Origin of the sequence: Pseudomonas sp. B21-059, from assembly GCF_026016285.1 — a bacterium.
GTDB lineage: Bacteria > Pseudomonadota > Gammaproteobacteria > Pseudomonadales > Pseudomonadaceae > Aquipseudomonas > Aquipseudomonas danubii.
The window spans coordinates 6,164,635-6,178,744 of record NZ_CP087201.1 but is presented as its reverse complement, the minus strand read 5'-3'; the positions used below and the strand labels follow the sequence as shown (position 1 = coordinate 6,178,744).

13 protein-coding genes are annotated in these 14,110 nt (G+C 61.2%); 6 read left to right on the top strand and 7 right to left on the bottom strand.

Annotation, left to right across the window (positions count from 1 at the left end):
* The first annotated feature begins 6 nt into the window (after positions 1–6).
* The 3 genes from LOY69_RS27525 (at position 7) to LOY69_RS27515 (ending at position 5,153) form a co-directional block, all read left to right on the top strand.
* The gene (locus LOY69_RS27525; protein ID WP_102881059.1) at positions 7–1,299 is read left to right on the top strand and encodes a GGDEF domain-containing protein; all 1,293 of its coding nucleotides are present in this window, start codon (positions 7–9) and stop codon (positions 1,297–1,299) included.
* A 91-nt stretch (positions 1,300–1,390) separates the two neighbouring features.
* The gene (locus LOY69_RS27520) at positions 1,391–3,187 is read left to right on the top strand and encodes an acyl-CoA dehydrogenase C-terminal domain-containing protein (protein ID WP_265073860.1); all 1,797 of its coding nucleotides are present in this window, start codon (positions 1,391–1,393) and stop codon (positions 3,185–3,187) included.
* A 187-nt stretch (positions 3,188–3,374) separates the two neighbouring features.
* Positions 3,375–5,153: an acyl-CoA dehydrogenase C-terminal domain-containing protein gene (locus LOY69_RS27515; RefSeq protein ID WP_110594467.1), complete on the top strand. Its 1,779-nt coding sequence runs from the start codon at positions 3,375–3,377 to the stop codon at positions 5,151–5,153.
* A 236-nt stretch (positions 5,154–5,389) separates the two neighbouring features.
* Here the strand turns inward: LOY69_RS27515 and LOY69_RS27510 are convergent, their stop codons facing one another.
* The gene (locus LOY69_RS27510; protein ID WP_102881056.1) at positions 5,390–6,319 is read right to left on the bottom strand and encodes a LysR family transcriptional regulator; all 930 of its coding nucleotides are present in this window, start codon (positions 6,317–6,319) and stop codon (positions 5,390–5,392) included.
* A gap of 102 nt (positions 6,320–6,421) precedes the next feature.
* On the opposite strand from LOY69_RS27510, the gene LOY69_RS27505 reads away from it, so the two are divergent.
* The 3 genes from LOY69_RS27505 to LOY69_RS27495 all read left to right on the top strand — a co-directional run bounded on the left by LOY69_RS27505 (position 6,422) and on the right by LOY69_RS27495 (position 8,801).
* Positions 6,422–7,120: an MOSC domain-containing protein gene (locus LOY69_RS27505; protein ID WP_265073859.1), complete on the top strand. Its 699-nt coding sequence runs from the start codon at positions 6,422–6,424 to the stop codon at positions 7,118–7,120.
* On the top strand, positions 7,117–8,400 hold the full coding sequence (locus tag LOY69_RS27500; RefSeq protein WP_102881054.1) for an aspartate aminotransferase family protein: 1,284 nt from the start codon (positions 7,117–7,119) through the stop codon (positions 8,398–8,400). Before LOY69_RS27505 ends, LOY69_RS27500 begins: the two co-directional genes overlap by 4 nt.
* A 242-nt stretch (positions 8,401–8,642) precedes the next feature.
* Positions 8,643–8,801: a YqaE/Pmp3 family membrane protein gene (locus LOY69_RS27495; protein ID WP_011063854.1), complete on the top strand. Its 159-nt coding sequence runs from the start codon at positions 8,643–8,645 to the stop codon at positions 8,799–8,801.
* A gap of 41 nt (positions 8,802–8,842) precedes the next feature.
* Here the strand turns inward: LOY69_RS27495 and LOY69_RS27490 are convergent, their stop codons facing one another.
* From LOY69_RS27490 to pqqA, 6 genes are all read right to left on the bottom strand, one after another.
* Positions 8,843–10,675, bottom strand: a complete 1,833-nt coding sequence (locus tag LOY69_RS27490; protein ID WP_265073858.1) for a S9 family peptidase — start codon at positions 10,673–10,675, stop codon at positions 8,843–8,845.
* The gene (pqqE, locus tag LOY69_RS27485) at positions 10,641–11,810 is read right to left on the bottom strand and encodes a pyrroloquinoline quinone biosynthesis protein PqqE (protein WP_102881052.1); all 1,170 of its coding nucleotides are present in this window, start codon (positions 11,808–11,810) and stop codon (positions 10,641–10,643) included. The genes LOY69_RS27490 and pqqE overlap by 35 nt, the downstream gene beginning before the upstream one ends.
* On the bottom strand, positions 11,782–12,057 hold the full coding sequence (pqqD, locus tag LOY69_RS27480) for a pyrroloquinoline quinone biosynthesis peptide chaperone PqqD (protein WP_102861941.1): 276 nt from the start codon (positions 12,055–12,057) through the stop codon (positions 11,782–11,784). The genes pqqE and pqqD overlap by 29 nt, the downstream gene beginning before the upstream one ends.
* The gene (pqqC, locus tag LOY69_RS27475; protein ID WP_102861940.1) at positions 12,054–12,806 is read right to left on the bottom strand and encodes a pyrroloquinoline-quinone synthase PqqC; all 753 of its coding nucleotides are present in this window, start codon (positions 12,804–12,806) and stop codon (positions 12,054–12,056) included. The genes pqqD and pqqC overlap by 4 nt, the downstream gene beginning before the upstream one ends.
* A 92-nt stretch (positions 12,807–12,898) precedes the next feature.
* Positions 12,899–13,810: a pyrroloquinoline quinone biosynthesis protein PqqB gene (gene pqqB, locus LOY69_RS27470; RefSeq protein WP_102881051.1), complete on the bottom strand. Its 912-nt coding sequence runs from the start codon at positions 13,808–13,810 to the stop codon at positions 12,899–12,901.
* 94 nt (positions 13,811–13,904) lie between these two features.
* Complete coding sequence (gene pqqA / locus LOY69_RS27465; RefSeq protein WP_003194766.1) at positions 13,905–13,979, bottom strand: pyrroloquinoline quinone precursor peptide PqqA; 75 nt, start codon at positions 13,977–13,979, stop codon at positions 13,905–13,907.
* Between the last annotated feature and the right edge of the window lie 131 nt (positions 13,980–14,110).

The window sequence follows — 14,110 nt, the reverse complement described above, 5'->3', positions numbered from 1 at the left end:
TTACCCTTGCCGCGTTCTTCCGCTGTACGTTTCAGTCATTTCCTACCGTCTTTACTGCTTTTGCTTGCGGGGCTGGCGGCCGCTTACGTCAAGGACCTCAACGTCTTCTTCACTTCGCTGTTCAATGTGCTGCCAACGCTGGTGCTGTTGCTTGGCGGAGCCTATTGCGCTGTGTACCGGCGCCAGCGTGAACTGTTTTTGATGGTCACGGTGTACATCGCCTACTTTCTGCTGGATACCCAAACCGATTTCTACCGGGATAACGGCAGGGTCCGCGAAGATGCCGCGGTGGTATTCCACCTTTGCTGCCTTTTGCTCCCCTTGTTGTTTGGCCTGTTCGCAGCCTGGCAGGAGCGTACCCACCTGTTTCAGGACATGGTCGCGCGTTTTGCCGTGTTATTGGCGTTTGGCAGCGTCGCTCTTGGCCTGGAACAGAGTTACCCACAAGCGTTGCTGAACTGGCTGGCAGAGATCCGTTGGCCGGCTTTGCATGGCAGTTGGATGAGCCTTATCCAGTTGTCGTATCCGGTATTCTTCGCGGCATTCCTGCTACTGGCGGTCCAGTACTGGCGCAGTCCGCGACCACTGCACGCAGCGCAGTTGGTGGGCTTGCTGGGTTTGTTCTGGATGCTGCCCAAGACGTTCATCCTGCCATTCACCCTGAACATCATGTGCAGTCAGGTCATGTTGATGATTGCCGCGGCGGTGGCCCATGAGGCTTACCAGATGGCGTTCCGTGACGAGTTGACCGGCTTGCCGGGGCGCCGGGCGCTCAATGAGCGCATGCAGCGTCTGGGTCGCAATTATGTGCTGGCCATGACTGACGTCGATCACTTCAAGAAATTCAACGACACCCACGGTCACGATGTCGGGGATCAGGTGCTGCGCCTGGTGGCCAGCAAGCTGTCAAAGGTCACTGGCGGTGGGCGCGCCTATCGTTACGGTGGGGAAGAGTTTGCCGTGGTATTTGCCGGCAAGACCCTGGATGAGTGCATGCCGCACCTGGAGATGATTCGCGAGATCATCGCTACCTACAACATTCAGTTGCGCAACCAGGACAACCGCCCCCAGGACGACCAGCAAGGCCGCCAACGCCGTGGCGTTGCAGCGGCATCCAGTGTTTCGGTGACCATCAGCATCGGTGTCGCCGAGCGACTGATGGAGCACCGGACTCCCGAAGAAGTGCTCAAGTCCGCCGACCAGGCGCTCTACAGTGCCAAGGGCGCGGGGCGTAACTGTGTCATGGCCTTCGGGCAGAATCGCCGCGGTGCAGTACGCATGGATACGGCTGCGGGTTGAGTGATGATGGCGCATTCAGCGACTTGAACGTCATTGGCAGGCTGAGGACGGCGGCAGTAGGTTGGAGAAACCTGCTGCCGGAGAAATCATCATGCCCGAGTATCAAGCTCCCCTGCGCGACATGCGCTTCCTGATCGATCATGTCTTCGACTTTCATGGCAGTTACGCCGCACTGGGAGCCAGCGATGCCAGCCCGGACATGGTCAGCGCGATCCTCGAGGAAGGGGCGAAGTTCTGCGAGAACGTCCTGGCTCCGCTGAACCGCTCCGGTGACGAGGAAGGCTGCCATTTCGACAATGGCGTAGTGACCACCCCCAAGGGTTTCAAACAGGCTTTCGCCCAATACGTCGAGGGCGGTTGGCATGGCTTGGCCGCCGATCCTGCCTATGGCGGCCAGGGGCTGCCCCATTCCCTGGGGCTGGTGATCAGCGAGATGGTGGGTTCCAGCAACACTTCCTGGGGCATGTACCCGGGGCTGACCCATGGTGCGATGTCGGCGATTCATGCCCATGGCACCGACGAACAGAAGCTGCTGTACCTGAACAAACTCACCGCCGGGCAGTGGACCGGCACCATGTGCCTGACCGAAGCCCATTGCGGTACCGACCTGGGCCTGATCAAGACCCGAGCGGTGCCCCAGGCCGATGGCAGTTATGCGTTATCGGGGAGCAAGATTTTCATCTCTGCCGGCGAGCACGACCTGAGTGAAAACATCATTCACCTGGTGCTGGCCAAACTGCCGGACGCACCGGCCGGGACCAAAGGCATTTCCCTGTTCATCGTGCCCAAGTTCCTGCCGGACGCAGCAGGTGAGGTCGGTGAGCGCAACGGTGTGAGTTGCGGCTCCATCGAGCACAAGATGGGAATCAAGGCTTCGGCTACCTGTGTACTGAACTTCGACGGCGCCAAGGGCTTCCTGATCGGCGAGGCCAATAAAGGCCTGAACTGCATGTTCACCATGATGAATCACGCGCGCCTGGGCACCGGAATGCAGGGGCTGTGCCTGGGGGAGGCGAGCTTTCAAGGTGCGATCAAGTACGCCAACGATCGTTTGCAGATGCGCGCTCTGACCGGGCCCAAGGCGCCGGACAAGGCGGCTGACCCGATCATTGTCCACCCCGATGTACGGCGCATGCTGCTGACCATGAAGGCGTTCAATGAAGGCAACCGGGCCCTGGCCTATTTCACCGCTCAATTGCTGGATGTGGCTCATCTGAGCGCCGATCCGGCCCAGCGTCAGGACGCCGAGGACCTCCTGGCGTTCCTGACTCCGATCTGCAAGGCCTTCATGACCGAGACGGGCCTTGAGGTGACCAACCACGGCATGCAGGTGTTTGGCGGTCACGGCTACATTCGTGAGTGGGGCATGGAGCAACTGGTGCGCGATTGTCGTATCGCCCTGATCTATGAGGGCACCAACGGCATCCAGGCTCTGGACTTGCTGGGCCGCAAGGTGCTGGGCAGCCAGGGCAAGCTGTTACTGGGGTTTACCAAGATCGTTCACAAGTTCTGTGGGGCACATGCCGAGCATCCTCAGTTCAAGGCCTACATCGCGCAACTGGATGGCTTGAACCGTCAATGGGGCGAATTGACCACCCGGGTGGGCATGGCCGCCATGAAAAATCCGGATGAAGTGGGGGCCGCAGCCCTGGATTACTTGATGTACAGCGGCTACATCGTTCTAGCCTACCTCTGGCTGCGTATGGCCCTGGTGGCGCAGCAACAGCTCGATGCAGGTGAAGGCGACGGCGATTTCGCCACCGCCAAGCTGGCCACTTGTGCGTTCTACTTCAAGCGATTGCTGCCACGTACCGGCGCCCATCTGGCGGCAATCGACGCTGGCGGTGATTGCCTGATGAGCCTGCCGGCGCAGATGTTCGCCTTGTAAGTACGCTGATGTGCTCTGGACAAGGCCCGCTTATGGCGGGCTTTTTCTTGTGGTTATTTGTCTGTGACCAAAATTAACAATAAAGTCATGAGTTGACCCTATGTGTCGCAAAAGTTGTTCGGTTACACTCGACTTTTCGTAAATGGGCCCGTTCCGGCCCGCTTGTTTAGATCTTGCGAGGTTTGCCATGGCTGACTACAAAGCGCCCCTGCGCGATATGCGCTTCGTCCTCAATGAAGTCTTCGAGGTCGCCAAACTCTGGGCTCAACTGCCAGCTCTGGCCGAGACTGTGGATGCCGAGACTGTTGAGGCGATTCTGGAGGAAGCGGGCAAAGTCACCGCCCGCAGCATCGCTCCGCTGAGTCGTGGTGCCGACGAGGAAGGCTGTCATTGGAACGATACCGTCGTAACCACTCCCCAAGGATTCACCCAGGCTTATCAGACCTACGCCGAAGGTGGTTGGGTCGGCGTGGGCGGTGATCCCGAGTTCGGCGGCATGGGCATGCCCAAGGCGGTGTCCGCCCAGGTCGAGGAAATGGTCAACTCCGCGAGCCTGGCCTTTGGCCTGTATCCGATGCTGACGGCGGGAGCTTGCCTGTCGATCAATGCCCACGCCAGCGAAGAGCTGAAAGCCACTTACCTGCCAAACATGTACGCCGGTGTCTGGGCCGGTTCCATGTGCCTGACCGAGCCCCATGCCGGCACCGACCTGGGCATCATCCGTACCAAGGCCGAACCTCAGGCTGACGGTTCCTATGCCATCAGCGGGACCAAGATCTTCATTACCGGTGGTGAGCACGACCTGACGGAAAACATCATTCACCTGGTGCTGGCCAAACTGCCGGATGCGCCGGCCGGGCCCAAGGGGATCTCCCTGTTTCTGGTGCCCAAGTTCATGGTCAACGCCGACGGCAGCCTGGGTGAACGCAACCCGGTGAGTTGCGGTTCGATCGAACACAAGATGGGTATCCAGGCCTCGGCCACTTGTGTGATGAACTTCGATCAAGCGATAGGTTATCTGGTGGGCGAGCCGAACAAGGGCTTGGCAGCGATGTTCACCATGATGAACTACGAGCGCCTGGGTGTCGGTATCCAGGGCCTGGCCACCGGTGAGCGCTCCTATCAGAACGCGGTGGAATATGCCCGTGACCGCCTGCAGAGCCGTTCACCGACCGGGCCGCAAGCCAAGGACAAGGTTGCCGATCCGATCATCGTGCACCCGGACGTGCGGCGCATGCTGCTGACCATGAAGGCGGCCAACGAAGGTGGCCGGGCATTCTCCACCTATGTGGCGATGCAACTGGATACCGCCAAGTTCAGCGAAGATGCCGAGACCCGCACGCGCGCGGAAAGTCTGGTGGCCTTGCTGACTCCCGTGGCCAAGGCGTTCCTTACCGACCTGGGTCTGGAAACCACGGTTCATGGCCAGCAGATTTTTGGCGGCCACGGCTACATTCGCGAATGGGGCCAGGAGCAGTTGGTGCGCGACGTGCGGATCACCCAGATCTACGAAGGCACCAACGGTATCCAGGCCCTGGACCTGGTGGGGCGCAAGATCGTCGGCAGCGGTGGGGCGTTCTACCGTCTGTTCGCTGATGAAATTCGCCATTTCACCGCCACCGCCGATGCGCAACTGGGCGAGTTCACCCTGCCTTTGAACGCGGCTCTGGACAATCTGGACGAGCTGACCGCCTGGCTGTTGGATCGGGCCATCAGTAACCCCAACGAAATCGGCGCGGCTTCGGTGGAGTATCTGCAGGTCTTTGGCTACACCGCCTACGCCTACATGTGGGCCCTGATGGCCAAAGCGGCGCTGGGCAAGGAGCAGGAAGAGGACTTCTACGCCAGTAAACTGGGAACCGCGCGGTTCTATTTCGCCCGTTTGCTGCCGCGTATCCACTCCCTGACCGCCTCGGTGAAAGCGGGTAGTGAATCGCTGTTCCTGTTGCAGGCGGAGCAGTTTTAATCGGGAGAGCCTTTGTAAGTCATCTCTTACATAACGTGCTGCTGATCGTCCATATCGGTAGATGACGGCTGAGGCTAATCTACTTCACATGGACGTCGCGCAGGAAGCGCAAAGCAACAACACGGACACGTAGGATTCCGCCAGGATGGTGGAGTGAAAAGGATGTCAGGGAAACAGTCTGCAAAACCCCGCTTCGGCGGGGTTTTCTTTTGTCCGGATTTTTTATTTTGGCGACGTCAACCCAGGATTTCTGGCACCGCAGTGCCGCCCAAGCGCCCGTCTTGGGTATTCATCGAATCCTCCAATAACGTGCGCAGCAGTTCCAGCGTTCCTTGCTGACGCTGCAGATCGCGACACACCAATCCGACTTTCAACGGCACCCTGGGCTCGCTCAGCGGTTTCCACAGCAGTTCCTTATTGCTGTGCTGTTGTTGCGAGCGCCCTGGAAGTACGGTGGCCAGTCGGGTATGAGGCAGGCTGTCGAGAATACCGGCCATATTGTTCAACTCCGCTTGCACCTGGGGGCGCCGTCCCAGGTTGGCCAGCTGCGCTTGCCAGATCTGGCGGATCTGAAACTCCTCACCCAACAGCAACATTGGCAACTCCGCTGCCTGGCTCATGGAGACCTTCTTGAATTCGCGCAGCGGATGCTGTTCGGGGATGACCAGTGTCAGCTCATCTTCGTACAGCGGGACACCATGCAAGCCGGGTTGGCGTGGCGGCAGGTAGCTGATGCCGATGTCCAACGTGCCATTAAGCAACCGTCGTTCAATCTCCAGACCGGTCAATTCGTAGATCTGCACCACCAGATGGGGCTGGGCCTTGCGCACTCGTTCGAGCATCTGCGGCACCAGGCTGCTATGCACCGTTTGCAGTACGCCGATGGCCAGGGTACGCAGGGCCTGGCCCTTGAAGTTGCGCAGGGCCTCACGGGCTTGTTGCAGGCCATCGAGCAGGGGCAGGGCGTGATTGTAGAGGGTATGGGCGGCCAGGGTCGGCAACAGGCGCTTGCTGCTGCGTTCAAACAGGCTGACGTCGAGGTTCTGCTCCAACTGACGGATCTGCTGGGAGAGTGCCGGTTGCGAGATCGACAGACGCTCGGCAGCACGGCCCACGTGACCTTCTTCATACACCGCGACGAAATAACGCAGTTGCTTGAAATCCATAAGTATTTCTTATCGAAAAAGCTTAAAAAACGAAATGGCCGTAAGCCCGCAAGGCGCCTAGTCTAGCGCCTATTCACAGGGCTTACAGGGCCAAGGCGCGCGATGAATACCGTTTACGTCGATGGTGTTTACATAGGCAAGGCAAAAAATCTCGGCCAGGGTCTGGTCATCGATACCGACAAGTACCCGGTTGCAAACCGTCTCTGGTTATGGCCACAAGGCCTGGGCAGCGATGAACAGGGTGATCCGCGCTTTCATACTGGCCCAGAACGAGCCCTGCACCACTATCCCGCAGAGCATTACGCCCACTGGCGCAAACGTTATCCACAGTTCGATTGGTCGGCTCCGGCCTTTGGTGAAAATCTCTCGACACGTGGCCTGACCGAAGAACAGGTGTGCCTGGGGGACATGTTCCGTTGGGGTGGCGCGCTGTTGCAGATCAGCCAGCCCCGTTCTCCTTGCTATCGCTTGAGCCAGCGTTGGGGCCTGGTGAATCTGCCCCAGCAAGCCCAGGACAATGGACGCTGCGGCTGGTTCTATCGGGTGCTCAAGCCCGGCTTTGTCCAGGCGGACGAACCCTTCGAACTGATCCAGCGCAGTTATCCCGGCCTGACCGTAGCCTGGGCCCTGCTCTGTTTCTTCCAGGAGCCTCTGGAGCATAAAGGCTTGAAAATGCTGATTGATTGTCCGGCACTGTCCTCGCGCTGGCGCGATATCGCCATCAAGCGTATGCGTACCGGCTGCGTCGAGGATTGGTCTTCACGCCTGCTGGGCCTGCCATTGGAGGGGCTGCGGGCATGAATCTGTTCAATCTGCGCCGCACTCCGCCAAGCCTGGAGGATCTGGCTATCGAGCCCTGTGCGACCGCCTCGGACGATGCCAGCGCCAGTGAGTGCCTGATGCCCAGTGTGCAGCGCCCCCAGCCGGTGTTCGTTCGCGGCCAGGGCTCCTGGTTGTGGGACAGCAATGACCGCACCTACCTGGATTTCACCCAGGCCGGGGCGGCCAACAGCCTGGGCCACAGCCCTTCGGTACTGGTCAACGCCATCGCTGCCCAGGCCCAGTCGCTGATCAATCCCGGGTCGGGTTTCTATAACCGCGGCATGCTCAGGCTTGCCGACCGGCTGTGCCGTAGTACCGGTAGCGACCAGGCCTATCTGTTGAGCAGTGGCAGCGAGGCTTGCGAGGCGGCGATCAAGCTGGCACGCAAGTGGGGTCAACTGCATCGCGGCGGCGCGGCGGGCATCATCACTGCCAGCCGCAGTTGCCATGGCCGCGGTTTTGCCGCGTTATCGGCCGCGGGCAATGGCTCCCCAGGCAATCGTTTCGAACCTCAACTGCCAGGCTTCAGCCAGGTGCCATTCAATGATCTGCCTGCTTTGCATGCGGCGGTGGATGCTCAGACCGTGGCCATCATGCTGGAGCCGATCCAGGGGGAAGCTGGGGTCATTCCAGCGACAGAACACTACCTCAAAGGGGTGGAGCGCCTGTGTCGTGAGCTGGGCATTCTGCTGATCCTCGATGAGGTCCAGACCGGCATCGGCCGCTGCGGCACCCTCTTGGCCGAGCAGTTGTACGGCGTGCGCGCCGACATCATCACCTTGGGCAAGGGCCTCGGCGGCGGCGTGCCCCTGGCGGCGTTGCTGGCGCGGGGCAAGGCCTGTTGTTTCGAGCAGGGCGAGCTGGATGGCACCCACCACGGCAATGCATTGATGACCTCCGCCGGCCTGGCCGTGCTGGACAGTCTGCAGGAGCATGGTTTTCTGCAGCAGGTGCGCAGCAACGGTCAGTACTTGGGGCAGCAGTTGACCCAACTGGCGGCCCGTTACGCCCAGGGCGAAGTACGAGGGCATGGGTTGTTCTGGGGCATGAGCCTGGCGGACGACTCAGCGCAGGCGGTGCTCAAGGCGGCGTTGCACGAGGGCCTGTTGCTCAGTGCTGCGCAATCGGATTGTTTGCGCTTCACCCCGGCCCTGAGTGTCAGCAAGGGCAATATCGATGAAATGCTCCTGCGCCTGGCCCGGGCCTTTTCCCGCGTGCGGACCGCGCAATTGCAATGCCGCAAGGGAGTAGCCGTGTGAAATCTGGCTGATCCTGGGGCATTCGCTGACGCTCAGTCCCGAGCACATCCGACTTTACTTTGACTGAATTCCTGAACCGTCTCGCGGTATAACGCGTCGCCCCGTGTCCGATTTTTCGCACGGGGCGTTTTTTTGTCTCCGTGCTGTCCAGGAGGGCAAGATTTGCGCTGAACCCTGGCACGCGGCCAGTGTCGATTGCAGGTGAGGCTCAGCCGAGCCCGACTTCTATCAGGAGCTGCCCTATGGACTTGATTCGCATCATCTTCGCCATTCTCTTGCCGCCCTTGGGGGTCTTTCTGCAAGTGGGCTTTGGCGGCGCTTTCTGGCTGAACATCCTGCTGACCTTGTGCGGATACATCCCCGGTATCGTGCACGCGGTGTACATCATCGCCAAACGCTGATTATCCAAGCTGCCCGTTCCAACGGAACGGGCAGCACCCGCTCAGCGTTGCGCTTGCAGCACCTTCTGATAAAACCGCCATTCCTGTTCCAGCGCGTGAGCCTGATTGTCCGCCTTGCGAAAGCCGTGGCGTTCATCCGGGTAATAGTGGGCCTCGGCAGCAATGCCCTGATCCTGGAGCGCTTTGAGCATGTCGCGGGTCTGCTGGGGCACCACCACGGCGTCCAACTCACCCTGGAAAAACACCACGGGCACGCTGATGTTGCTGGCGTACAGCAGTGGCGTGCGCGCCAGATAGCGCTCGTTGTCCTGCTCTGGATCGCCAATCAGCCAGTCCAGATAGTCCCCTTCGAATTTGTGCGTGGAGCGGGTCAGGGCAATGGGATCGCTGACCCCGTACAGGCTGGCGCCGGCACAGAAGACCTTGGCGAAGGCCAGGGCGCAGAGGGTGGTGTAGCCTCCGGCGCTGCCGCCACGGATGAACGCCAGTCTTGGGTCGATCAGCCCTTGTTGGTCCAGATAGGAGACCACCGCACAGGCATCTTCCACGTCCACTTCGCCCCAGCGCAGATGCAGGGCCTGGCGATAGGCCCGGCCATAACCGGTGCTGCCCCGGTAGTTCAGGTCGGCCACGGCAAAGCCGCGCTGGGTCCAGAACTGGATACGCGGGTCCAGGATCGGATAGCAGGCGGAGGTGGGACCGCCGTGAATGAACACCACCAGAGGCGGTCGGTTGACCCCATTCATGGCCGGGTAGAAGAAGCCATGGGCCTGTCCTTCGCCACTGGGATAGCACAGGGTTTGTGGTCGGCTGATGCGCTCCGTCGGTAGCGGCGCGACACCGCCGGCCAACACCTGCACCTGCTGGGTTTCACGTTCGATGGCGAGGATGGCCGAGGGACTGACGGGGGACGCCGCAATGCAGTACAGGTAGTGCTGATCCAGCGCCAAGCCGCGAAAGCGGCTGTAGTTGCCGCTGAAGTCCTGTTGCGAACCGTCGGCGTGACGCAGTCCGAGACGGCCAAACCCTTCCTCGGTCCAACTGCCGAACCAGGAGTCCCCACCAAGGGGCATCCAGGTGCGACACCCCAACTGCCAGGGGGCCGGGGCATGATCAGCTGCGGCACAGGGCAGCGGGCGCAAGCCGCTGTCCGACTCGGCCCAGGGTTGCCAGAAACCCTGGCGATCCGTGAGGCAATAGAATCGGTTGTGCTGATCGAAGCGCGGTTGCTGCAGTGACTCTTCCTGGCCATCGCCCGCCATGCAACGGGGGGCGCCCCAAGTGCCGTCGGCCAGGCGTTCGGCGAGCATCAGGCGAGTGCTGGTCCAGGGCTGATGGGGGCGATCCCATTCGATCCAGGCCAGGCGTTGGCCATTGGGGCTCAAGGTCGGCGCGGCATAGAAGTCAGCCCCGGCGGCGAGCAGGCGGCGCTGGCCGCTGCGGATGTCGATGGCCACCAGCCGGTGCTCGTTGGCGCATTCTTCCACGGCCAGTACTTGATCGGCGTGCGCGTGCAGGTCCCCGTAGCGGCAGTCGCCCCGGGTCAGTGCCACTGGCGCACCGTCTTTCAGGGACTGCCGATACAGTTGCTGGTCCGCTTCATTGACGAACAGCAGGACGTCGCCGCTGAGGCAGAAGGCACCTCCGCCGTATTCATAGACGCGGCTGCGGACGCTGAACCCCGGCGGCGTCAGGCAGCGGGCCTGGCCTTGCTGCCAATGCCAGATCCGGCAGCTGGCGTCCGCAGGACGGTATTCATTCCAGAACACCCCGTCGGGTGTCAGTTGCAGCTCGGCAAAATCGATCCCGGCGGTGGTGGCCTGGTTGGCGCTGAAGGGCTCAACCCTTGGCGATGAGGCGTGAGTTTCGTTCATTGCGAAAGGCCAGTTGTTCAATGGTTTGGGTGGCCGTTTCGGATTCTTCGCGGGCCTTGAGAATCATCCCGTGGTGTTCCGATTTACTGCACACCGGGTCGGCATTGCTGGCGTCCCCCGTGAGCATGAAGGCTTGGCAGCGGCAGCCGCCGAAGTCCTTTTCTTTCTCGTCGCAGGAGCGGCATGGCTCCGGCATCCAATCGTAACCGCGAAAGCGGTTGAAGCCGAAGGAGTCGTACCAGATGTGCTGCATGCTGTGGTCGCGCACATTGGGGAACTGCACCGGCATTTGCCGCGCGCCGTGACAGGGCAGGGCGGTGCCGTCCGGGGTGACGGTGAGGAAGATACTGCCCCAGCCGTTCATGCAGGCCTTGGGGCGTTCTTCGTAGTAGTCCGGAGTGACGAAAATCAGCTTGCAGGGATGCCCTTGGGCTTCCAGCTTGGCGCGGTATTGGTTGGTGATGCGTTCCGCGCGCACCAGTTGCTCCCGGGTGGGCAGCAGGCCGACGCGGTTGAGCTGGGCCCAGCCGTAGAACTGACAGGTGGCGAGTTCGACGAAGTCGGCTTCCAGGGCGATGCACAGCTCGATGATGCGGTCGATCTTGTCGATGTTGTGCCGGTGGGTGACGAAGTTCAGCACCATCGGATAGCCGTGAGCCTTGACCGCGCGGGCCATCTCCAGCTTCTGGGCGAAGGCTTTCTTGGAGCCGGCCAGCAGGTTGTTCACTTGCTCGTCGCTGGCCTGGAAGCTGATCTGGATATGGTCCAGGCCGGCTTTCTTGAAGTCGCTGATCTTCTGCTCGGTCAGGCCGATGCCGGAGGTGATCAAGTTGGTATAGAAGCCCAGCTTGCGCGCCTCGCCGATCAACTCGGCGAGGTCCTGGCGCACCAGCGGTTCGCCGCCGGAGAAGCCCAACTGCGCCGCGCCCATCTCCCGCGCTTCACGGAATACCTTGATCCATTGTTCGGTGCTCAGCTCCTTGCCCTGCTCGGCAAAGTCCAGCGGATTGGAACAGTAGGGGCATTGCAGTGGGCAGCGATAAGTCAGCTCGGCCAGCAGCCACAGTGGCAGGCCGACGTCCGGTTTGTCGGGCAGCGACACCGACTCAGCCGAGTTCGATCCAGTGCTGGGCACGGGCGACCTCCATGAACTGCTCGATATCGTCACCGAGCTCGGCCACTCCGGGGAACTGTACTTCCAACGCCTGGATGATCGCTGCCACGTCACGCTCGCCGTCGATCAGGCCGCCAATCAGAGCGGCGCTGTCATTGAGCTTGATCATGCCTTCCGGGTAGAGCAATACATGGCCTTTTTGTGCCGGCTCGTACTGGAAGCGGTAGCCGGGACGCCAGCGTGGGGTTTTGCTGCGGTCGAAACTCATAGGGTGATCCCCTTATGCCAGACCCGCTGATCGGTGACGCTGTGATAGGGCGGGCGGTTCAATTCATAGGCCATGCTCATGGCGTCGAGCATGCTCCAAAGGATGTCCAGTTTGAACTGGAGAATTTCCAGCATGCGTTCCTGACCGGCACGGGTGGTGTAGTGCTGCAGGGTGATGGCCAGACCGTGTTCCACATCGCGCCGGGCCTGGCCCAGGCGGGTGCGGAAGTACTCGTAGCCGGTCGGGTCGATCCAGGGATAGTGCTGGGGCCAGCTGTCCAGGCGCGATTGGTGGATCTGCGGGGCGAACAGTTCGGTCAGCGAGCTGCTGGCGGCCTCCTGCCAGCTGGCGCGGCGGGCGAAGTTGACATAAGCGTCCACGGCAAAACGTACGCCGGGCAGCACCAGCTCCTGGGAGCGCAGTTGGTCCGGGTCCAGGCCCACGGCCTGGCCCAGGCGCAGCCAGGCTTCGATACCACCGTCTTCACCCGGGGCACCGTCATGGTCCAGCAGGCGCTGGATCCACTCGCGGCGAATGTCCCGGTCCGGGCAGTTGGCGAGGATCGCCGCATCCTTCATGGGGATGTTCACCTGGTAGTAGAAGCGGTTGGCGACCCAGCCCTGGATCTGTTCGCGGCTCGCCCGGCCTTCATACATCGCCACGTGATAGGGGTGATGGATGTGGTAGTAGGCGCCTTTGGCGCGCAGCGCCTGCTCGAATTCGGCGGGTGACAGCGGGGTGTCGGTCATGTGTGTTCTCCGGGGGGCTGCCCTTTCGCGGGCAAGCCCGCGCCTACGCAAAGGGGCCAAGGCTCTTGGGTCGAGCTTGTGGGCGATACGGCCTACAGCTCAATACTCATTCCGTCGTAAGCCACTTCCACCTTTCGGCGTACCAGTTCGGCACGTTCGGCGGAGTCTTCGTCGAGGATCGGGTTGGTGTTGTTAATGTGGATCAGCACCTTGCGCTGGCGGGGCAGCTGTTCCAGCACTTCGAGCATGCCTCCCGGGCCGTTCTGGGCCAGGTGGCCCATTTCCCGGCCGGTGCGGGTACCGACGCCACGGCGCTGCATTTCATCGTCTTCCCACAGGGTGCCGTCCAGCAGCAGGCAGTCGCTGGCGGACATGATCTCCAGCAGCGGCGCATCGACCTTGCCCAGGCCCGGCGCGTAGAAGAGTTTACCGCCGCTGCGCAGGTCTTCGACGATCAGGCCGATGTTGTCGCCTGGGTGCGGATCGAAACGATGGGGCGAATAGGGCGGTGCAGCACTGCGCAAAGGCAGTGGGGTGAAGCGCAGGTTGGGGCAGGCCGGAACCGTGAAGCTCTGGTCGAGCTCGATGCGGTTCCAGTTCAGGCCGCCGTTCCAGTGGCTGAGCATCTTGAACAGGGGGAAACCGGTGCTCAGGTCTTCGTGGACCATGTCGGTGCACCAGACCTGATGCGGGCAGCCTTCGCGCAGACTGAGCAGGCCGGTGGTGTGATCGATCTGGCTGTCCATGAGGATGATGGCGCTGATCCCGCTGTCGCGCAGTGCACGGCCCGGTTGCATGGGGGCAAAACCCTGCAGTTGGGCGCGGATGTCCGGGGAGGCATTGCACAGTACCCAGTTCACCCCGTCATCGGAAATCGCGATGGACGACTGGGTGCGAGCCTGGGCCCGCAGGCTGCCGTCGCGAAACCCTGCGCAGTTCACGCAGTTGCAGTTCCACTGCGGAAAACCACCGCCGGCGGCGGAACCTAGAATCTGGACAAACATGGACGCTCCCAGGGAAAAAAGACGTAGAACTGAAAATAAAAACGCCCCGGACGGACCGAGGCGTTGCGCTGCGTTTTCTGGCCAGAGGCAGAAATCAGCGGCTGGCGAAGTACATGGTGACTTCGAAGCCGATACGCAGGTCGGTGTAAGCAGGTTTGGACCAGGTCATAAAAATGCTCCTTTGAGGTGGGTGGGACGGGTATTGCCTATACATATAGTCCACCTCCGGCGGGAGATGTTCAGATGCTTAGGGGGCTATCTTACTAAATTCCCACAAAAGGTTGCCCGCAATTCTGAAGA